The following is a 19,476-nucleotide window of genomic DNA, read 5'->3' on the forward strand; positions in this document are numbered from 1 at the left end:
ACCTTACATAATAACTGAAAGCAACGTACCATTGCCCTTTGATAATGCCAATGACAAAGTGGAAAAAAGGGGAGATATTTTGCAAGTCTATCTGGTTGGTGGTGCAGTGCGTGATCATTTACTGAACCTTGAGGTGTACGACAACGACTACGTTGTTGTAGGCTCATCCCCAAATGAAATGCTTAGCCTTGGTTTTCAAGCGGTTGGAAAAGACTTCCCTGTTTTTCTACACCCTAAAACAAAGCAAGAACATGCCTTGGCGAGAACAGAAAGAAAATCAGGAAAAGGCTACACCGGCTTTGAGTGCTTTAGCTCTCCGGACGTCACGCTAGAACAAGATCTGCTTCGAAGAGATCTCACCATTAACGCCATGGCACAAAACGAGCAAGGGGAGATTATCGACCCTTATCATGGGCAGAGAGATCTTGAACAAAGAGTGCTAAGGCATGTCTCACCCGCATTCAGCGAAGATCCACTACGCATCCTGCGTGTTGCCCGTTTTGCTGCCAAACTCGCTCACCTTAACTTTAAGGTCGCAGAAGAAACACTGCATCTAATGCGTCAAATGGTGGAAGCGGGAGAACTGGATTTTTTAACCGCAGAACGAGTGTGGCAAGAATGGCATAAATCATTAAGCACAGCTAACCCAGAGGTATTTTTGCAGGTGCTGAGAGATTGTGGCGCACTGGCTGTTGTGTTGCCTGAAATAGATGCCCTATTCGGTGTGCCTCAACCAGAGAAGTGGCACCCAGAAGTCGATACTGGTATTCATACTCTCATGGTGTCAGCTCAGGCAGCAAAATTATCACCGCTGACAACCATTCGCTTCGCCGCACAAGTCCATGACCTTGGCAAAGGTGTCACCCCGGAGGAAGAATGGCCAAGCCATAAATTGCACTGTCAAACCGGACTGAAGCTGATCAAAGCCCTATGTGAACGTATCCGAATCCCGAACGATCATCGAGACTTGGCACTCGCGGTGTGCGCACAACACACCAATATTCATCGTGCCGGAGAGCTTAAGGCAACAACCTTTATCAAACTATTCTCCAACCTTGATGTTTGGCGCAAACCGGAAAGACTAGAACAAGTACTACTCTGCTGTGAAGCTGACCATAGAGGTCGCTTAGGTCTCGAGCAGCAAGAGTACCATCAAAAAACGATGGTTGAATTGGCGTATAAAGCCGCTTGCAGTGTCGATGTTCAGCAAGTTTTAGCGGATGGTTTTAAGGGACAAGAGATTAAACAAGAGCTGGATAAGCGTCGCGCGTCAGCGGTGGGTAACGCTCTGAATAGATAGGAAAGAGAAAAGACAAAAGCGCGCTTTGTCACCGTTAAAGATGACTGACAAAGCGCGCTTTTTGAATTAGCTCATCGCAAGAAACGCCAAAAGACCGAAGCCAAGCAGCAAACGATAAATCACAAATGGCATCATGCCCATACGCGAAATCATCTTCAAGAAGAAGTGAATACACAGGTAAGCACTAAAGAAGGAGACGATAATGCCGGTAAATAAGAAACCAAGGTGAACGGTCTCGGTTCCCGTTGCCAACTTCATCGACAAATAACCCCCCGCCAGCGTAATGATAGGGATAGACATCAAGAAGGAAAAACGTGCCGCCGCCTCACGAGTAAAACCGAGGTAAAGCGCTGCGGTAATCGTCGCACCACTGCGCGAGGTACCCGGAATCATCGCTAATGCTTGAGCAATACCAATCGTCAGTGACTTCTTCCAACCTGCTTGATACTCATCATCTACAAGTTTAGCGTTCTTATCCACCCACCAAAGCAATAAACCAAAGACGATCGTCGTGGTGGCGATCACATAGGCACTACGCAGAAATTCCTCGATGAAATCTTTCATCAGTAGTCCAAACACACAGGCTGGGATCGTGGCTAAAACAATCATCCATGCCAACTTAGACTCTTTACTGCGCTCACCCTTAAAAATCGAGGCAAGCAACGCAGAAAACAGTGTGACCACTTCTTTGCGGAAATAGATGACAACAGCCGCTAAGGTGCCCACATGCACCGCAACATCAAATGCCAAGCCTTGATCTTCCCATCCCAATACTGCAGAAGGTAAAATCAAATGAGCCGAGCTAGAAATAGGTAAAAACTCTGTAATGCCTTGAATCAAGGCTAAAATAAAGGCTTCAAAATAACTCATGGTTAATCAATACTCACCGAATGAAAATTAAAATTTATTTTTGTTAACGCAACAGGCTCTGAAACGGCATTAAGAATCTGCTCTACCGTCCGACCATCTTGAGGAATGACAAGATTGGGAGCAAGATCATACAGAGGTTGTATGACAAAAGAATATTTGAAGATATCAGGTCTGGGAACAATGGGTTTAATTTGTGAGATCATGTTTCCAAATAATAAGATATCTAGGTCCAAAGTTCGGTCTTGAAACTTTTCAGCCTCAATAGATCTGCCCCACTTAACCTCAATCTCCTTTAAAACACTATTTAGCTTTTGTAGTGACATCTGGGTGTCAATTTTGACCACCAGATTATAAAAATCATCACCTTGAAAGCCAAAGGGCGCGCAAGCGTAAACGGGCGAGCATTGGAGATCGTCACTGACTTTTGCTAACTCGATACAAGCCGCAGTGATGTGCTTGTCACGTTCTACATTGGAACCTATGCCAATATAGGCGATAGTCATTGCTGACCTCGTTCAATCACAACACCGACTGCTTTTGCTTGTGCCACCGCACCTGGTTTAGCAAGACGGATTTTTACCCATGGCACTGAGAATTGATTTTGAATCAATGCAGCCACTTCTTCGGCAACGCGTTCGACCAATAAAAAACGACCATTTTCAATGTGGTTCAGTACCGCGTCACTCACTTTAGAATAATCAAGTGCATCAACAACATCATCACTGCAACCCGCTGGAGCATTATCATGCGCCATTTCAATATCCAGAATCAGCTTCTGTTTGATCTCTTGCTCCCAGTCATAAACACCTATTGTTGTGATTACTTCCAGTTGTTCAATAAACACCTTATCCAAAGCCATGAGTTCTCCTTTATTCAAGCTATTTGTAAGAGGTCGGATACCTCTTGAACAATAAACACCGTACTATTTGCCAATTGTATTCGTCACCCCATATTTCTGTTCAAGTCGTTGGGCATAGAGGTCACTTAGGTATATGATATCAGTCTCAATAATTTATTTCTTGCGTAAAGGAATGCAATGACCCCAATAGCTCTGGCCATCATCATCATTGCCTACTTGCTCGGCTCAGTGTCGAGTGCAGTGCTGATCTGCCGACTATTGAAGCTTCCTGATCCCAGAACCGTTGGCTCACAAAACCCCGGCGCAACCAATGTACTAAGAGTCGGCAACAAAGGGGCTGCGGCAGCCGTTCTGCTTTGTGACATGCTCAAAGGAACGATTCCGGTTTGGAGCGCCTACTTTCTTGATATTGAACCGGTAATTCTCGGCATTATCGCCATATCCGCCTGTTTAGGGCACATGTATCCGCTATTTTTTCATTTTAAAGGTGGGAAAGGCGTCGCAACCGCGCTCGGTGCAATAGCGCCTATTGGGTGGGATTTGACAGGTATGGTCATGAGTACTTGGCTAGTCGTGGCACTGACAACGCGCTATTCATCGCTGGCAGCGTTAATCACTGTTATGGCTGCACCGTTTTACACTTGGATGTTTAAACCGGTGTTTACCTTACCAGTAGCGATGCTTAGCTGCTTAATCATCTTCAGGCACAATCAGAATATTCGCCGACTGTTTAATGGTACCGAGCCGAAGCTCGGTAGTAAAAAAGCCTAATTCTACAAACTTAATCTAAAAACTCGACCAACTGCTGTGTTAATAGCTCAGGGGTTTCTAACATACTCATGTGTCCAGCATTTGGAATAAGCTGTAACGCACTGCCAGAGATCAGATCATTCATTAGGTAAGATTCAAGCCCAGGTCTGATCTTATCTTCACTGCCCACTGAGATCATCGTCGGTAAGGCGAATGCTTCTACGATTTCACAAAGATCGCGGCGACCAATGATCATCTTGCCGATCTTCGCGAGTTCTACAGCACCCTGCCCTTCTATCTGAGATAAGTATTGCTTAAAGCTGGTGATTAACTCTGGATGACTCTCTAGCGCTGACTGCGCAAAATACAGTGTTGCCAAAGTATCGATCATTTGAGGGCTAAGTTGTCTCTCTTCAATCGCGCTGTTCAGCATTGCCGTGTATTTGCGGTGTGCGACCTCTGGTTCTAAACCAACGAAGGTATTGACGAGTGCCAATTTCTTCACCCTTTGAGGAACCAAAGTCACCACTTCACAACCCCACATCCCTGCCGCACCGGCGCCAATGATAGAGAACGACTCAATGCTCAACTCATCCATTAGAGCCACAATGTGCTGAGCATAATCACTCAGATTACACATCGCTTGGGGGGCTGCCTGAGACTGACCATGACTCCAGAAGTCAGGTATTATACAGCGATAATGACGGCTTAATTCGGCAACTTGCTTCTGCCACATCTGACCATCCCACAAATAGTGGTGACCAAGAAGGAGCACCTCACCTTGCCCAATGTCTTGATATGCCATTGTCTGACCATCAACCACAAACTGCTTCATCATATTGCGACTTCGCTCCATCTATTGACCATGAAATACCATTTGATCGTGAAATATCATTTGATCGCGAAATATCATTCGCCTGCGATAGGCTTTAACTGATCGATCGGCCAGCGAGGTGTGGCTTCCACAGCCATTGAAGCCGATTCACCATTTTTCAAACGCTGCATGCCAGCGTAAGCAATCATGGCTCCATTGTCGGTACAGAACTCCGTTCGCGGGTAGTAAACTTCGCCACCCACTTTATCGGCCAACTGCTCTAATTGCTGACGCAAAAATTTATTTGCACTCACACCGCCCGCAATCACGATTCGCTTCATGCCTGTTTGCTGTAAGGCACGTTTACATTTGATGGCTAGGGTGTCACACACCGCTTCTTGGAACGCATAAGCAATGTCGGCACGAGTTTGTTCGCTATCATCGTTAGCGGCAATGGTATTGGCAGCAAAGGTTTTTAATCCTGAAAAACTCATATCAAGACCAGGTCTATCGGTCATTGGGCGAGGAAATTTGAATCGTCCTGGCGTCCCTTTATCCGCTAATTTAGACAACAACGGTCCACCCGGATAATCTAATCCCATCAACTTAGCCGTTTTATCAAACGCTTCGCCCGCAGCATCGTCAATAGACTCGCCAAGGATCTGATACTCACCGATCCCTTTCACTTCAACGATCATGCTATGACCACCAGAGACCAAAAGGGCAACAAACGGGAATGGCGGCGGGTTATCTTCCAGCATAGGCGCTAACAGATGACCTTCCATATGGTGAACCGGCACCGCGGGTACATCCCATGCGTAAGCAAGGCTGCGACCAATCGTTGTTCCAACGAGCAACGCGCCAACAAGACCTGGACCAGCGGTATAAGCCACACCATCAATATCCTTAGGGGTAAGATCTGCTTGCTTTAGAGCTTGTTTGATCAAAGGGATCGTTTTCTTTACATGATCTCTCGATGCTAATTCAGGGACGACTCCCCCATAGTCAGCATGCAGCTTGACTTGGCTGTAGAGTTGATGCGAAAGTAGCCCTTTCTCATCATCGTAGATGGCAATCCCTGTCTCATCACAAGAAGTTTCAATACCTAAAATTCGCATAAATGTTCTCAATGCTAGCGGAAATTGGCGTCATATTACCTTGTCATCGGTCAGCAAACAAATTTTGCACAAGAGATATACGACAAAGTACTTTACAAAGCCCCTAGGATCGGATTAAAATTCCGCACCATTTTTGATCTAGCTGGTTTACCGCTCAAACTAAGAATTTCTTGGACAGAGCAACAGACGCCAGCATTAATGAATAGTTAACCCCTGAGGTGAAAGGCATATGCCAGTAGTTAAAGTACGTGAAAACGAACCGTTCGACGTTGCACTACGTCGTTTCAAGCGCTCTTGCGAAAAAGCAGGTATCCTTTCTGAAGTGCGTCGTCGTGAGCACTATGAAAAACCAACTACAGTTCGCAAACGCGCTAAAGCAGCAGCTCAAAAGCGTCACGCTAAGAAGCTAGCTCGCGAAAACGCTCGTCGCGTTCGCCTGTACTAATAACTGAGTCCAATAGGATTACGTTATGGCTCTCATTGATACACTCAAAGAAGAGCAAAAATTAGCGATGAAAGCCAAGGACAAATTGCGCCTTGGCACTATTCGTTTAGCTCTTGCCGCAATTAAGCAACGTGAAGTTGACGAACGGATCACTCTGGACGACGACCAAATCCTTGCCGTATTGACGAAATTAGTTAAACAACGTCGCGACTCTGTAACGCAATATGAATCAGCAGGTCGTCAAGACCTTGCCGATGTTGAGAAAGCAGAAATTATCGTACTTGAGGATTTTATGCCTCAACCACTGACTGATGAAGAAGTGTCAGCGCTTGTAGAAAGTGCTATCGCAGAATCAGAAGCAGCGGGCATGCAAGACATGGGTAAGGTAATGGGTGTGCTCAAACCTCAGATTCAAGGTCGTGCAGATATGGGTAAAGTAAGTGGTTTAGTTCGCGCTAAACTGGCTTAATTTCCCGACAATAAATTGCAGCAAGCCGTGCTATCCTATGGAGTGCACGGCTTGTTTGTATCTTCTTCTTGTAAATAGGTTTTATGTCCGGAATCATCCCTCGTAGCTTTATTGATGACCTGCTCGCTCGACTCGATATTGTCGACGTTATTGACGCACGCGTAAAACTTAAAAAACAAGGCAAGAACTACGGCGCTTGCTGCCCTTTCCATAACGAAAAGACCCCCTCATTTAGTGTCAGTCAAGAGAAGCAGTTCTATCACTGTTTTGGTTGTGGTGTACACGGTAATTCCATCGACTTTGTCATGGAGTATGAGCGATTAGACTTCGTTGAAGCTATTGAAGAGCTCGCTTCTTCAATTGGACTTGATGTACCGAGAGAACAACGATCCGGTGGTCAACGATCATTTAAGCAAGGTCCTACCGCCAACAGCGAACAAAAACGATCCCTCTACGATCTTATGGGCGCGATTGGAAAATATTATCAAGATCAACTAAAACAATCTTCTAGTAAGGTCGCCATCGACTACCTTAAAGGTCGCGGTTTATCCGGCGAAATTGCCCAGAAGTTTGGTATTGGTTACGTTTCTGACGAATGGGATAATGTACGCAAAAACTTCGGTCAACAAAAGCAAGTCCAAGACATGCTAGTGACTGCAGGTGTACTGATCGAAAACGACAAAGGCAATCGCTATGATCGTTTTCGTGGTCGTATCATGTTCCCCATTCGTGATAGACGTGGTCGTGTCATCGGTTTTGGCGGGCGAGTATTAGGTGACGGTACCCCGAAGTACCTTAACTCTCCCGAGACGCCCATTTTCCATAAAGGCAAAGAGCTTTATGGTCTCTATGAAGTGTTACAAGCCTATCGAGAACCTCCTCATGTTCTCGTTGTTGAGGGTTATATGGATGTGGTCGCTCTGGCGCAATACGGCGTGGATTATTCCGTCGCCTCGCTAGGGACTTCAACGACTGGCGATCATCTACAAGTACTCTTTAGACAAACCAGCACTGTTGTTTGCTGCTACGATGGCGACCGCGCTGGTCGTGAAGCAGCATGGCGAGCGATGGAAAACGCGCTGCCCTACTTAAGTGATGGTCGACAGCTTAAATTTATGTTCTTACCTGATGGAGAAGATCCGGACTCCTATATTAGAGATAACGGTAAGCAAGCGTTTGAAGTGCAAGTAAAACAAGCGATGTCATTGTCTGACTTTATGTTTTCTTCTTTAATGCAGCAGGTCGATACCAGCAGTAAAGAAGGAATGGCAAAACTGAGCACGCTGGCGGTGCCTCTGATTGAGAAAGTACCCGGTGGAACACTAAGACTATACTTACGTGAACTGCTAGGAAGAAAGTTAGGGCTTATGGACGAACGTCAACTGCAGCAGTTGATTAGTAAGCAAGGGCAACCAGAAACCCGGATTGCGCCACACAAAGAGATAAAACGCACGCCCATGCGTGAAGTCTTGGCTCTACTTTTACAAAATCCAAGCTATGCTCAATTAGTACCCGATCTCTCAACCGTGAGAGATCTATCACTGCCAGGACTAAGTTTATTTGTGGAAGTGGTTGATAAATCTCAATCGCATCCCCATTTAACTACAGGCCAATTGTTAGAGCATTGGCGTGGCAATAAAAATGAGGCCCTTCTGTCTCGTCTCGCAAGTTGGCAGATTCCACTTGACGATGACAACCAAGAAGATGTATTCGCCGATTCATTGGACAAGATTTTGTACCAGTGTATCGAAAAGCAAATTGAAAACCTGCAGGCAAAAGAAAGAAGTGTCGGCTTATCAGTCGAAGAGAAACGGGAGCTGCTAGCGCTAATGCTAGATCTAAAAGCGTAACCCGATTTAATTAGTCAGCAATGAATAAATTTGTTATTATGAGTGGTTTGCAATTCGCATACTAAAATTCCTTCACTAGATCTTAAGTTGGATATCGTCTATGGAGCAAAGTCCGCAGTCACAGCTAAAACTCCTTGTAATTAAAGGCAAAGAGCAAGGCTATCTGACCTACGCAGAAGTTAATGACCACCTACCTGAAGAAATTGTAGATTCAGAACAGGTCGAAGATATTATTCAGATGATCAATGACATGGGTATTAAGGTGGTTGAAACTGCCCCTGATGCTGATGACCTTGCTCTGAATGATGATAACAATATTACTGATGAAGATGCCGCAGAAGCCGCGGCAGCAGCGCTTTCAAGTGTAGAAAGTGAAATCGGTCGCACGACTGACCCTGTCCGTATGTATATGCGTGAAATGGGTACCGTTGAACTTCTGACTCGTGAAGGCGAGATTGATATCGCTAAGCGTATCGAAGAAGGCATCAACGAAGTACAAAGTTCGGTTGCCGAATACCCGGGTACTATCCCGTACATCCTAGAGCAATTTGATAAAGTTCAGGCAGAAGAACTGCGCCTGACTGATATCATCTCTGGTTTTGTTGATCCAAATGAAGAAGAGACAGCGGCGCCAACGGCGACGCATATCGGTTCTGAACTTTCTGAAGCTGATTTAAAAGATGCGGATGCGGAAGATAAAGACGAAGACGAATCTGATGATGAGGACGACGAAGAAGAAGATGTAGGTATCGACCCTGAGCTTGCTCTTGAAAAGTTCGGTGCGCTTCGTAATACCTATCAAGATCTGCAACTCGCCGTCAATGAATTCGGTTATGACAGCCCACAAGTAGCAAAATCTCATAAGCTGGTTCAAGAGGTTTTCCGTGAGTTCCGTCTAACACCAAAACAGTTCGACTACTTAGTGGGTGAACTGCGTACCTCTATGGATCGTGTTCGCACTCAAGAACGCCTTATCATGCGTAACACCGTTGAATACGGAAGAATGCCTAAGAAGTCATTTATTGCCCTATTCACTGGCAATGAATCAAGCGAAGCTTGGCTTGATGAAGTGCTGGCGTCAGACAAACCATACGTTGAAAAGATCAAGCGCTACGAAGATGATATCCGTCGCTCTATTCTTAAACTGAAAGATATCGAAGATGAAACGTCACTATCGGTACAAAACGTTAAAGAAATTAGCCGTCGTATGTCTATCGGTGAAGCAAAAGCTCGCCGCGCGAAGAAAGAGATGGTTGAGGCAAACTTACGTCTGGTTATCTCTATCGCTAAGAAATACACCAACCGTGGTCTACAGTTCTTGGATCTGATCCAAGAAGGTAACATCGGTCTGATGAAAGCGGTAGATAAATTTGAATACCGTCGTGGTTACAAGTTCTCAACTTATGCAACTTGGTGGATCCGTCAGGCAATCACTCGCTCGATTGCGGACCAAGCACGTACGATTCGTATTCCAGTACACATGATCGAAACGATCAACAAGCTGAACCGTATCTCTCGTCAAATGCTTCAAGAAATGGGTCGTGAGCCACTTCCTGAAGAGTTGGCAGAGCGTATGCAAATGCCTGAAGATAAGATCCGTAAAGTACTGAAAATCGCTAAAGAGCCAATCTCTATGGAGACACCAATCGGTGACGACGAAGATTCGCATCTAGGTGATTTCATCGAGGATACCACGCTGGAACTCCCTGTAGATTCAGCAACAATGGGCAGCCTAAAAGTCGCGACGAAAGACGTGCTAGCCGGCCTAACGCCTCGTGAAGCGAAAGTACTGCGTATGCGTTTCGGTATCGATATGAACACTGACCACACTCTAGAAGAAGTAGGTAAGCAGTTCGACGTCACTCGTGAACGTATCCGTCAGATTGAAGCAAAAGCACTACGTAAACTTCGTCACCCAAGCCGCTCAGAAACTCTGCGCAGCTTCCTAGACGAGTAACACAGTCAATTGTGATTAAAAGGTGAGCAAACGCTCACCTTTTTTGTGGAAGCAGGTTTAAGTGATTAAAAACCAAGCGTAATAACCCTTGATTGTCTCTAGACACTCACTTATGCATCCCCTATAATCATCCACCTACACGGCCCCTTAGCTCAGTGGTTAGAGCAGTCGACTCATAATCGATTGGTCCGCAGTTCAAGTCTGCGAGGGGCCACCAAATTTTAAAAGCCTGATGAATGTCTTCATCAGGCTTTTTCTTTTTATTCAGCAGAATATCCAACGCTTATAAACAAACCTCTCGAACACCCCTCGATAACTATTGATTCTCAAACACCACCAAATGTTGGCTATCAATATCAAGATTCACGTTATCCCCTACTGCCAATGCTTGATTTGACGTTGCTAATAATCGCATACCGGCAGCATCAACAAGATAGCGGCAATGGTCGCCCATAAACTGCTGCTCTACCACTTGGTAGTCAGATTCTTCCGCTTGGTACAATTTGATATGCTGCGGTCTTAACAATAATTGGCAAGCGATATTGCTCTCTAACTTCATTGCATCCGATAGGGTAATATCACCGATTTTGGTCTCAAATGTCCCTGAGCTTTTATGAGTCGCCTCTAAGTAACTGCCTCCCCCGAGAAAGTCAGCCACAAACTGACTCGATGGTGAGAAGTAAAGCTCCGAAGCGGTGCCGTATTGTTCGATCACGCCTTTGTTCATCACTGCCATTTTATCCGCAAACGCAAACGCTTCTTCACGGCTATGGGTGACAAAAATAGCGGTCACGCCTTGGGCTTTAAATATTTTGCGGATCTCTTGGATCAATTCATGGCGAACCTGAGTGTCGATATTAGAGAACGGCTCATCAAGCAGTAGCAGATCTGGCTTATAGGCTAAGCTTCTGGCTATCGCCACTCGCTGCTGTTGTCCCCCGGAGAGTTGATGAGGATATCGGTCTGCAAAGTCACTGAGGTGAACCAAGGCAAGCATCTCTTTTACAATAGCCTCAACTTCATGCGCTGAGTATTGCTTCAGACCAAAGGCGACATTTTTCGCCACGGTGAGGTGCGGGAATAGCGCATAGTCTTGGAAGATCATGCCGATATTGCGCTGCTCTGGAGGCGTCCAAACATCGCCATTATCAATCACTCTATCCCCAAGTTTCAGCGTACCTTCAGACAGGGGCAATAAGCCTGCGATTGCCTTGAGTAAGGTTGTCTTGCCACAACCACTCGCACCGAGAAGACAAACAATTTCGCCCTGATTAACCTGCAAGGACAACGCTTCTAGTATGGTTTGTGAATCATACTGACAACTCAGGTTTTCAATGGTTAAAGCACGGGTCATTAATGAACTTGCTCCAAAGAACGGTTAATAATAATTAAAGGAAGTAACCCAACAAGCACTAATAAAACAGCGGGCATCGCTGCTAACTCTAGATGCTCATCAGAGGCGAAGTTGTAGACATAGGTCGCCAGAGTCTCAAAGTTGAACGGTCTAAGCAGCAGTGCTGCATTGAGCTCTTTCATTGATTCAATAAATACCAATAGCGCCGCAATCAAGACTCCACGCTTAATAAGAGGTAAGTGAACTCGGATAAACATCTGATTCTTTTTGCAACCCAGCGTTCTTGATGCCATGTCTAAGGAAGGTGAAACTTTACTTAGACTGGTTTCGACACTCCCGATAGCAACCGCAGAAAAACGCACCACCATTGCAAAGATAAGCGCAAACATGGAGCCAGAAAAAATCAGTCCTGGGCGTTGCCACTCCATCCACTTGGCAAAATCATTGACCGCATGATCCATAAAAAGAACAGGCACCATGATACCAATCGCCAACACGGTGCCCGGCACGGCATAGCCCAGTGAAGATACTCTCATGAACAACGTACTCGAAACACTGTGATTCAAGCGGCGATAAAAATTGACAATCAGAGCCACCAGCACGCCCAGTAGAGCCGCTGTGATTGATACTTGTAGGCTGTTTAGGGCGTAGGTTTTAAAAGCTTCAGTCCAGCTTTGAGCAAAATAGGTATAGGCATAAATGAGCAATTGCCCCAAGGGTAATATAAATGCCACCAAGACTAAGCCCCAACACCATATTAGAGCGAACCACTTTTTAACGCCAGATAGCTGATATCGAAAATCTTCATGGCTATTAAACTGACTCTGAAACAGTTTTTGCTTGCGGCGACTATAGCGCTCAGCCCCTAACAACAACACGATTGCGACCAGCATAATCGCTGAGATTTTTGCCGCTGCACTCAAACTTGAATACCCAAGCCAAGTATCGTAAACCGCCGTCGTGAGCGTGCTCACGGCAAAATAGCTTACCGTTCCAAAGTCACCAATGGTTTCCATCGCCACCAAAGACGCCCCTACGGCAATAGCGGGTCTTGCTAGAGGTAAAGAGATACGAATAAAGCTCTCAAACGGCGAGCATTTTAGTAATCGGGCTGACTGTAGCAGCGAGACATTCTGCTCCATAAAAGCGGCACGACAAAGTAGGTAAACATAAGGATATAAAACCAGAGACAGGACAATAATCGCGCCACCTACCGTACGAATATCCGGAAACCAATACTCGCCAGCCTGTAGCGCAAACGTCTCACGCAACCATACTTGGACTGGTCCAGCAAAATCGAACCAGTCGGTAAAAATGTAGCCAATAATATAGCCGGGCATCGCAAGAGGTAGCACCAAAGCCCATTGCAAAACTTTCTCCCCTGGTAAACGACACATCGCCATAAACCAAGCCGCTGGCACACCGAGAACAATAGAAAGTAACAGAACGCCAAGCACCAAAAGTACGGTATTTAGAATGTAGGTCGGCATTACCGTTGCCAACAGATGTGAGAAGATATCGCTAGTCTCACCTAGCGCGGTATAGAAGATGGCTAAAATAGGCAAAACCAGCAGTAGCGCAAGGGCGCCACTGCTGGTCTTCCAAACAACGTGAGATTCTTTCATTAATTAACTTTAGTTCAGAACATACCTTATTGATACTCAATGAAAGTATCAAAATAAAGAGAGCGTTCGCTCTCTTTATTAAACTTATAGGTCAAACTTCACTTCATCAAGCAGTTTAATTGCCGTTGTGTGATAGGTAGCAATTTCATCAAGCGAAATGGTATCCGCTTTGAAGTCTCCCCACGAAGCAACCAAGTCAGAACGCTTAACACCCTCTTTCACTGGGTATTCAAAGTTCACTTCTGCGTACAACTCTTGCGCCTTGTCACCCGTCAAGAACTCCATCAACTTTAGTGCGTTCGCTTTGTTTGGCGAATATTTTGCCATCGCCATACCACTGATGTTGACATGAGTGCCGGTTGTTTCTTGGTTAGGGAAGTTAATGTAAACCGCATCAGCCCAAGCCTTCTGCTCTTCATCGTTAACCATCTTACCTAAGTAGTAGCTATTGCCCAAAGAGAGATCACAAAGACCTTCGCTGATCGCTTTCACTTGTCCACGATCATTGCCTTGCGGTTTACGTGCAAGGTTGGCTTTCACCCCTTCAAGCCACTGTTTTGCCTCTGCTTCACCGTGATGTGCAATCATCGAAGAGACCAGTGAAACATTATAAGGGTGCTTACCACTACGGGTACAAATCTTACCCTTGAACTTAGTGTCCGCGAGATCTTCATAAGTGAAAGATTCACCCAATTTGCCAACACGATCTCTTGATGAATACACATTTCGCGTACGTAGAGTCAGGGCAAACCACTCATTCTCTTTATCACGATATTGAGCAGGGACATTGGCGTTGATAACATCACTCTCGACAGCTTGCACAACTTGTTTGTCTGATAGCTCTGCAAGGCGACTAATATCTGTCGTCAATACCACATCGGCAGGACTGTACTCACCCTCTTGCTGCAATTTTTCTGCTAAGCCTTTTTTAGCAAACTTAACATTAACCTTGATACCTGTCTCTTCAGTAAACTGGTTGAACATAGGTTCGACAAGAAAAGGTTGGCGGTAAGAGTAAACATTAACCTCTTCAGCAGCGAATGACGGTGCTGCAACAACGGCAGCTAGAGCAGAAAGAATGAGCGATTGTTTCATAGGTGACTTACCTTTTAATTGTAATGATAATGTTTATCGTTTGGATTATTATATTCACAATTTGTTATAGCGCAAGTCACATATATAAAAAAACCTGCCACTAAGGACAGGTTTTTATAACTAATTGTAACTGATTATGTTATTTGACACTGACAAACTCAGGGTAAGCACCAACACCACAATCATGTACGTCCATACCTTCTAGCTCTTCTTCTTCCGATACACGGATGCCGATAGTTGCTTTCAGGATAGCCCACACTACAAGGCTCGCTGCAAATACCCAACCGAAGATAACTGCTGCACCTAGAAGCTGTGCACCGAATGATGCGTCGCCGTTGCTTAGTGGAACAACCATCACACCGAAGAAGCCACACACACCGTGTACAGAGATTGCACCAACTGGATCATCAATCTTAAGCTTATCTAGACCGATGATGCTGAATACCACTAGAACGCCTGCTACTGCACCGATTGCAACTGAGTACAGTGGCGATGGTGATAGTGGGTCTGCAGTGATAGCAACAAGACCTGCAAGCGCACCGTTAAGAATCATAGTTAGGTCAGCTTTGCCCCAAGTTGTCTTACACACTAGCATTGCTGCGATGGCACCAGCTGCTGCTGCTGCGTTCGTGTTTAGGAAGATTTGACCTACTGCTGTTGCGTTTTCAAAATCCGATACCATTAGCTGAGAACCGCCGTTGAAACCGAACCAACCCAACCAAAGGATGAATGTACCTAATGTTGCTAGAGGCATGTTTGAACCAGGAATCGGGTAGATTTCACCGTTCTTACCATATTTGCCTTTACGAGCACCTAGAATTAGTACACCTGCAAGAGCGGCTGCTGCGCCTGCCATGTGAACGATACCAGAACCAGCGAAGTCACTAAAGCCAGCTTCAGATAGGAAACCGCCGCCCCAAGTCCAGTAACCTTCCATTGGGTAGATAAACGCTGTTAGTACCACAGAGAAGATTAGGAAAGACCAAAGCTTCATACGCTCAGCGACGGCACCTGATACTACAGACATTGCTGTTGCCACGAATACGACTTGGAAGAAGAAGTCTGACTCTAGAGAGTGGTCTGCGCCTTCTGCTTGCGTGCCGATTAGCGCGCCGAATGAAGGTAACCAACCTGCTTCTGCATTATCAACATACATGATGTTGTAGCCCACGACTAAGTACATGGTGCACGCAATCGCGTATAGGCAGAAGTTTTTCGTTAAGATTTCAGTTGTGTTTTTAGTTCGAACTAAGCCCGCTTCCAGCATTGCAAAACCTGCAGCCATCCACATAACCAGTGCGCCCGAAATTAGAAAGTAAAAAGTGTCTAGCGCATAGCGAAGTTCGCTTACTGTCAGTGCTAAATCGAGTTCCATAATTTAAATCTCCAGTCCCTTAAAGTGCTTCTGCGTCCATTTCACCAGTACGGATACGTACCGCTTGGCTTAGGTCATACACAAAAATTTTGCCGTCACCGATTTTTCCTGTTTGAGCCGCGTTTGAAATCGCCTCAATCACTCGGTCTACGTTGTCTGCATGTGTTGCGATTTCAAGTTTTACTTTCGGAAGAAAGTCTACTTGGTATTCAGCACCACGATATAATTCAGTGTGTCCTTTCTGACGGCCAAATCCTTTGACCTCAGAAACTGTCATTCCCTCAATACCGACATCAGCAAGAGCTTCTCTCACATCATCAAGTTTGAATGGTTTAATGATTGCATTAATAAGTTTCATGGCATCCCCTTCGCCTATATAACTGTTTCCCTTATAGACTATCCAAGGTGCGTGCCAACTTTTTAAACCATTGATACAAAAGGAATTTGATTATATATGTTACATAATTGCTAACACATCGCACCAAAATGGAGCATCACACTCACAAAAACAATGCAAGTTGATTAGATGGCACTAATTAAGTGCAAAAGAGAACCAGGGAGGATTAACGATTGGAAACAAAGCGGCGCCATTGTTGTGCAACAGAGTAAAAGTCCTCAAGTCCACATTCACCTTTGCTTTCACTCTCATAAACTGAAAAATCTTCACTGTTGTCATTTAACATATCAAAACCTAAGGTGTTTTCGTAAACCACCACCTCTGACTCCAATATAGAAAAAGAAATTTCCTTACCTTGCCAAGTCATTTCGCGACTTGAATGTACTTTAGCTTGTTCAAGTAGAGAAATAATTGCCATCATGGTGCGCTCATCTTTACCGATCTCTTCTTGTAATAAACGAGCGATAACTTCATGCCCCATCTCACACCTGACTAAGTATTCACCGGTAAAGTGATTCTTGATGAACTCAAACTCCATAATTATTTTCCTAGTGGCATCGTATTGTGCAATTATACCTTACAATCACTTTAGTACCTTATCGTTATCCCACTACAAGTCGCGGTTTATATCTCTATGCAACTGAACGACCTCATCGCGAAACAAATTGTCGAACGCGCTCAGAAAATTATCCAGCACTCTATCAATGTCATGGATGAGCGGGGCGTCATTATCGGCTCAAGCGATCCAACACGTCTCCATACACCTCATGAAGGCGCGCTGCTCGCCATCAATAACAATCGCACAGTCGAAATCACCGAATCTGTTGCCTTAACACTCGCGGGGGTTAAACAAGGCATCAACTTACCGATTATATTTTCCGACCAAGTAATCGGTGTTGTCGGTATTTCCGGTCCACCTGATGAAGTTCAACGTTATGGTGAGTTAGTGAAAATGACGGCAGAGCTGATTGTCGAACAAGCGGCTTTAATGGCACAGGTTCAATGGGATAAACGTCATAGAGAGGAACTATTACTGCAACTCATTCATGGCACTCGTTTAACAGAGGCCCAACTGATGTCGGTAGCTGCGAGACTCAACCTTGACTTGTCTCAACCCCGAATCGCAGCCGTCATTAGAGTGATACCGAAATCCGGTCAAGATGTACAACAAGAACATTTGCAAAAGCTTATCCATCTTCTCGAATACCCTGAGAGGGATAATATTGTTGGCTTGCTGTCTATGTCGGTCAATCAAGTCGTGGTACTTAAACCCATCACTTTTCATCAAGGAAGTTGGAACCGAAACGAAGAGCGAAAGCGAATTCAAAAGCTTCTGAAAAGAGTCAAAACTGAATGTGAATTTTCAGTTCAGATCGCAGTGGGCGAATATTACCCAGGAGTGAGCGGTCTGGCACGCTCATTTGAAACAGCCAATGCGACGCTAGAATACAATCAAGACGCCAATCATCCTGTGCTGTTTTACTCTGAACATAAGCTATCGGTATTGATTCAAACGATCAAAGCCGACCACTGGCGGTTAACTGAACTCACTGCCCCTATTAAAAAACTCTATCAAGTCGATGACAAAGGCGTGTTGATAAAGACCCTAAGGTGCTATTTTGAGCAAAATTGCGATCTTGCTCATACTTGTCAAAAACTGCATATTCACCGAAATACCCTTAGGTATCGTCTTGAAAAGATAGAACAGATAACATCATTAAGTATCAATAATTTAGATGATAAAATTCAGCTCTACTTAGCCTTAAAAAGTAACTCTTCCTTACATTGAGTTATGCATTTGCACAAAATCAATCAATTTTCCAATAAAAAATTTGTCATTTTGCATAAAGCATAATCCCCCCTCTACCGTTAGTTTATGCTCAGCTTGGCTACCCGCCAAAAATATAATCTAACGGAAAATAAACATGATAGAAGTCTCTACTTTAGGTGCCCTAGCCGCTCTCATCGTGGCAATCGGTCTTATTCTAAAAAAAGTACCACCTGCATACGGTATGATCATTGGCGCACTAGTCGGTGGTGTCGTTGGTGGTGTTTCCCTCACTGATACGGTGTCATTGATGATTGGCGGTGCACAAGGTATCGTCACTGCGGTGTTGCGTATCCTTGCTGCTGGTGTACTCGCTGGTGTGCTGATTGAATCGGGTGCTGCTACATCAATAGCAGAAACCATCATCAAAAAAGTCGGCGAAGCTCGCGCTTTGCTGGCACTGGCTATCGCCACCATGATTTTGACCGCCGTTGGCGTCTTTGTTGACGTAGCGGTGATTACCGTTTCACCCATTGCACTCGCGATTGCTCGTCGAGCTGATATTTCTAAAGCAGCTATTTTGCTCGCCATGGTGGGGGGTGGTAAAGCGGGTAACGTCATGTCTCCTAACCCAAATGCGATCGCTGCTGCTGATGCGTTCAATGTCCCCCTGACTTCCGTAATGGCTGCGGGTGTTATTCCGGGTCTTATCGGTATGGTGTTTGCCTATTTCCTAGCGAAAAAGCTGATCAACAAAGGTTCAAAAGTAGCAGAATCTGAGGTAGTTGCTGTTGACCATTCAAAGCTACCGACATTCCAAGCGGCGATCATCGCTCCATTGGTTGCGATTGCTTTGCTATCACTGCGCCCTATTGCTGACATTAATGTCGACCCGCTAATTGCTCTGCCTTTAGGCGGTCTTATCGGTGCCGTCGTGATGGGTCGCTTCCGTGACACCAATCACTTCGCCGTTTCTGGTCTAAGTCGTATGGCACCGGTTGCTGTGATGCTCCTTGGTACCGGTACTCTTGCTGGCATCATCGCAAACTCAGGATTAAAAGGTGGCCTAATTGAGGTACTCACTTCGTCTGGATTGCCATCTTTCTTACTTGCCCCTATCTCTGGTGCCCTTATGTCACTGGCGACCGCTTCCACGACCGCGGGTACCGCTGTTGCAGCAAGCGTATTCAGCTCGACCATTCTTGAATTAGGCGTTCCTGCCCTGGCGGGTGCAGCCATGATTCACTCAGGCGCAACCGTACTGGATCATATGCCTCATGGTAGCTTCTTCCATGCTACTGGTGGTGCGGTTCATATGGATATTCGTGAGCGTTTAAAACTGATTCCTTATGAATCAGCAGTAGGTCTAGTGATCGCCTTTGTCTCGGTGATGATCTTTGGTGTCTTCGGTTTGTTTGTATAAGGGTTTA

At 45.3% G+C, this 19,476-nt stretch carries 19 protein-coding genes and 1 tRNA gene; 9 read left to right on the plus strand and 11 right to left on the minus strand.

What is annotated here, in order from left to right; all coding sequences use genetic code 11:
* The first annotated feature begins 79 nt into the window (after positions 1-79).
* Positions 80-1,300, plus strand: coding sequence for a multifunctional CCA addition/repair protein (locus L9Q39_RS11090; RefSeq protein WP_237485563.1), 1,221 nt, complete (start codon positions 80-82; stop codon positions 1,298-1,300).
* A 66-nt stretch (positions 1,301-1,366) separates the two neighbouring features.
* Here L9Q39_RS11090 and L9Q39_RS11095 read toward each other — a convergent pair whose 3' ends face one another.
* The 3 genes from L9Q39_RS11095 to folB are packed head-to-tail and all read right to left on the minus strand — an operon-like array spanning position 1,367 to position 3,029.
* Complete coding sequence (locus tag L9Q39_RS11095) at positions 1,367-2,170, minus strand: undecaprenyl-diphosphate phosphatase (RefSeq protein WP_237485121.1); 804 nt, start codon at positions 2,168-2,170, stop codon at positions 1,367-1,369.
* Between the two features lie 2 nt (positions 2,171-2,172).
* Positions 2,173-2,673, minus strand: a complete 501-nt coding sequence (gene folK, locus L9Q39_RS11100) for a 2-amino-4-hydroxy-6-hydroxymethyldihydropteridine diphosphokinase (RefSeq protein ID WP_237485122.1) — start codon at positions 2,671-2,673, stop codon at positions 2,173-2,175.
* Positions 2,670-3,029: a dihydroneopterin aldolase gene (gene folB / locus L9Q39_RS11105; RefSeq protein WP_237485123.1), complete on the minus strand. Its 360-nt coding sequence runs from the start codon at positions 3,027-3,029 to the stop codon at positions 2,670-2,672. The genes folK and folB overlap by 4 nt, the downstream gene beginning before the upstream one ends.
* Positions 3,030-3,206: 177 nt before the next feature.
* On the opposite strand from folB, the gene plsY reads away from it, so the two are divergent.
* Positions 3,207-3,800 (plus strand): glycerol-3-phosphate 1-O-acyltransferase PlsY, encoded by a 594-nt coding sequence (plsY, locus tag L9Q39_RS11110; RefSeq protein WP_237485124.1) that lies wholly within the window; start codon positions 3,207-3,209, stop codon positions 3,798-3,800.
* A gap of 10 nt (positions 3,801-3,810) precedes the next feature.
* Here the strand turns inward: plsY and L9Q39_RS11115 are convergent, their stop codons facing one another.
* Positions 3,811-4,614 carry an alpha/beta fold hydrolase gene (locus L9Q39_RS11115; RefSeq protein WP_237485564.1) on the minus strand — a complete coding sequence of 268 codons (804 nt, stop codon included), beginning with the start codon at positions 4,612-4,614 and terminating at the stop codon, positions 3,811-3,813.
* A gap of 74 nt (positions 4,615-4,688) precedes the next feature.
* Positions 4,689-5,711 carry a tRNA (adenosine(37)-N6)-threonylcarbamoyltransferase complex transferase subunit TsaD gene (tsaD, locus tag L9Q39_RS11120; protein ID WP_237485125.1) on the minus strand — a complete coding sequence of 341 codons (1,023 nt, stop codon included), beginning with the start codon at positions 5,709-5,711 and terminating at the stop codon, positions 4,689-4,691.
* Between the two features lie 229 nt (positions 5,712-5,940).
* Here tsaD and rpsU point away from each other — a divergent pair, with 229 nt between their 5' ends.
* The 5 genes from rpsU (at position 5,941) to L9Q39_RS11145 (ending at position 10,649) form a co-directional block, all read left to right on the plus strand.
* On the plus strand, positions 5,941-6,156 hold the full coding sequence (gene rpsU, locus L9Q39_RS11125) for a 30S ribosomal protein S21 (RefSeq protein WP_001145625.1): 216 nt from the start codon (positions 5,941-5,943) through the stop codon (positions 6,154-6,156).
* Positions 6,157-6,181: 25 nt separating this feature from the next.
* Positions 6,182-6,625 carry a GatB/YqeY domain-containing protein gene (locus tag L9Q39_RS11130; RefSeq protein WP_237485126.1) on the plus strand — a complete coding sequence of 148 codons (444 nt, stop codon included), beginning with the start codon at positions 6,182-6,184 and terminating at the stop codon, positions 6,623-6,625.
* Between the two features lie 83 nt (positions 6,626-6,708).
* On the plus strand, positions 6,709-8,475 hold the full coding sequence (gene dnaG, locus L9Q39_RS11135; protein WP_237485127.1) for a DNA primase: 1,767 nt from the start codon (positions 6,709-6,711) through the stop codon (positions 8,473-8,475).
* Positions 8,476-8,575: 100 nt separating this feature from the next.
* A complete protein-coding gene (gene rpoD / locus L9Q39_RS11140; RefSeq protein WP_237485128.1) occupies positions 8,576-10,432 on the plus strand; it encodes an RNA polymerase sigma factor RpoD in 1,857 nt (618 codons plus the stop codon).
* Between the two features lie 141 nt (positions 10,433-10,573).
* Positions 10,574-10,649 (plus strand) — tRNA-Ile (locus L9Q39_RS11145).
* A gap of 99 nt (positions 10,650-10,748) precedes the next feature.
* Here the strand turns inward: L9Q39_RS11145 and L9Q39_RS11150 are convergent.
* The 6 genes from L9Q39_RS11150 to L9Q39_RS11175 all read right to left on the minus strand — a co-directional run bounded on the left by L9Q39_RS11150 (position 10,749) and on the right by L9Q39_RS11175 (position 16,816).
* Entirely contained in the window at positions 10,749-11,786 is a 1,038-nt protein-coding gene (locus L9Q39_RS11150) for an ABC transporter ATP-binding protein (protein ID WP_237485129.1), read from the minus strand.
* Entirely contained in the window at positions 11,786-13,411 is a 1,626-nt protein-coding gene (locus L9Q39_RS11155) for an ABC transporter permease (protein WP_237485130.1), read from the minus strand. Before L9Q39_RS11155 ends, L9Q39_RS11150 begins: the two co-directional genes overlap by 1 nt.
* 84 nt (positions 13,412-13,495) lie before the next feature.
* Positions 13,496-14,506, minus strand: a complete 1,011-nt coding sequence (locus tag L9Q39_RS11160; RefSeq protein WP_237485131.1) for a Fe(3+) ABC transporter substrate-binding protein — start codon at positions 14,504-14,506, stop codon at positions 13,496-13,498.
* Positions 14,507-14,645: 139 nt separating this feature from the next.
* Entirely contained in the window at positions 14,646-15,881 is a 1,236-nt protein-coding gene (locus tag L9Q39_RS11165) for an ammonium transporter (protein ID WP_237485132.1), read from the minus strand.
* 19 nt (positions 15,882-15,900) lie between these two features.
* Positions 15,901-16,239 carry a P-II family nitrogen regulator gene (glnK, locus tag L9Q39_RS11170; RefSeq protein WP_237485133.1) on the minus strand — a complete coding sequence of 113 codons (339 nt, stop codon included), beginning with the start codon at positions 16,237-16,239 and terminating at the stop codon, positions 15,901-15,903.
* 205 nt (positions 16,240-16,444) lie between these two features.
* Positions 16,445-16,816 (minus strand): YacL family protein, encoded by a 372-nt coding sequence (locus tag L9Q39_RS11175; protein WP_237485134.1) that lies wholly within the window; start codon positions 16,814-16,816, stop codon positions 16,445-16,447.
* A gap of 96 nt (positions 16,817-16,912) precedes the next feature.
* Here L9Q39_RS11175 and L9Q39_RS11180 point away from each other — a divergent pair, with 96 nt between their 5' ends.
* Together L9Q39_RS11180 and L9Q39_RS11185 are read left to right on the plus strand one after the other, a co-directional pair.
* On the plus strand, positions 16,913-18,067 hold the full coding sequence (locus tag L9Q39_RS11180) for a sugar diacid recognition domain-containing protein (RefSeq protein WP_237485135.1): 1,155 nt from the start codon (positions 16,913-16,915) through the stop codon (positions 18,065-18,067).
* A gap of 136 nt (positions 18,068-18,203) precedes the next feature.
* Positions 18,204-19,469, plus strand: coding sequence for a GntP family permease (locus L9Q39_RS11185; protein WP_237485136.1), 1,266 nt, complete (start codon positions 18,204-18,206; stop codon positions 19,467-19,469).
* Positions 19,470-19,476 lie beyond the last annotated feature (7 nt).

Source organism: Vibrio hippocampi (assembly GCF_921292975.1).
Taxonomy (GTDB): domain Bacteria; phylum Pseudomonadota; class Gammaproteobacteria; order Enterobacterales; family Vibrionaceae; genus Vibrio; species Vibrio hippocampi.

Bases quoted from the DNA above. Each gene is read 5' to 3' on its own strand.
- L9Q39_RS11095 (WP_237485121.1), bottom strand. From the start codon at position 2,170: ATGAGTTATTTTGAAGCCTTTATTTTAGCCTTGATTCAAGGCATTACA.
- folK (WP_237485122.1), bottom strand. From the start codon at position 2,673: ATGACTATCGCCTATATTGGCATAGGTTCCAATGTAGAACGTGACAAG.
- folB (WP_237485123.1), bottom strand. From the start codon at position 3,029: ATGGCTTTGGATAAGGTGTTTATTGAACAACTGGAAGTAATCACAACA.
- plsY (WP_237485124.1), top strand. From the start codon at position 3,207: ATGACCCCAATAGCTCTGGCCATCATCATCATTGCCTACTTGCTCGGC.
- L9Q39_RS11115 (WP_237485564.1), bottom strand. From the start codon at position 4,614: ATGAAGCAGTTTGTGGTTGATGGTCAGACAATGGCATATCAAGACATT.
- tsaD (WP_237485125.1), bottom strand. From the start codon at position 5,711: ATGCGAATTTTAGGTATTGAAACTTCTTGTGATGAGACAGGGATTGCC.
- rpsU (WP_001145625.1), top strand. From the start codon at position 5,941: ATGCCAGTAGTTAAAGTACGTGAAAACGAACCGTTCGACGTTGCACTA.
- L9Q39_RS11130 (WP_237485126.1), top strand. From the start codon at position 6,182: ATGGCTCTCATTGATACACTCAAAGAAGAGCAAAAATTAGCGATGAAA.
- dnaG (WP_237485127.1), top strand. From the start codon at position 6,709: ATGTCCGGAATCATCCCTCGTAGCTTTATTGATGACCTGCTCGCTCGA.
- rpoD (WP_237485128.1), top strand. From the start codon at position 8,576: ATGGAGCAAAGTCCGCAGTCACAGCTAAAACTCCTTGTAATTAAAGGC.
- L9Q39_RS11150 (WP_237485129.1), bottom strand. From the start codon at position 11,786: ATGACCCGTGCTTTAACCATTGAAAACCTGAGTTGTCAGTATGATTCA.
- L9Q39_RS11155 (WP_237485130.1), bottom strand. From the start codon at position 13,411: ATGAAAGAATCTCACGTTGTTTGGAAGACCAGCAGTGGCGCCCTTGCG.
- L9Q39_RS11160 (WP_237485131.1), bottom strand. From the start codon at position 14,506: ATGAAACAATCGCTCATTCTTTCTGCTCTAGCTGCCGTTGTTGCAGCA.
- L9Q39_RS11165 (WP_237485132.1), bottom strand. From the start codon at position 15,881: ATGGAACTCGATTTAGCACTGACAGTAAGCGAACTTCGCTATGCGCTA.
- glnK (WP_237485133.1), bottom strand. From the start codon at position 16,239: ATGAAACTTATTAATGCAATCATTAAACCATTCAAACTTGATGATGTG.
- L9Q39_RS11175 (WP_237485134.1), bottom strand. From the start codon at position 16,816: ATGGAGTTTGAGTTCATCAAGAATCACTTTACCGGTGAATACTTAGTC.
- L9Q39_RS11180 (WP_237485135.1), top strand. From the start codon at position 16,913: ATGCAACTGAACGACCTCATCGCGAAACAAATTGTCGAACGCGCTCAG.
- L9Q39_RS11185 (WP_237485136.1), top strand. From the start codon at position 18,204: ATGATAGAAGTCTCTACTTTAGGTGCCCTAGCCGCTCTCATCGTGGCA.